1 tRNA gene is annotated in these 240 nt (G+C 55.8%); it reads right to left on the reverse strand.

Annotated elements, in window-relative coordinates:
- Positions 1-94 precede the first annotated feature (94 nt).
- Positions 95-181: transfer RNA gene (locus AC1RPU_RS08500), tRNA-Leu, on the reverse strand.
- Positions 182-240 lie beyond the last annotated feature (59 nt).

Raw genomic sequence — 240 nt, forward strand, 5'->3', positions numbered from 1 at the left:
GCTACTTTCCACTTGTACTTATTTGCTATGCCGATGAACACTGCTCTCGCAGACTCGCACATAGCGGCGCACCCTTTCGGGAAGTAACTTGTTCTGGTGCGAGGAAAGGGATTCGAACCCTCACGATCTTTCGACCGGCAGGACCTAAACCTGCTGCGTCTACCAATTTCGCCACCCTCGCGTGGTGCGGATGGTGGGACTCCAACCCACACGCCTTTCGGCAGGGGATTTTGAGTCCCC

This window comes from Dellaglioa sp. CoH-55-MRSF-7, from assembly GCF_056782235.1.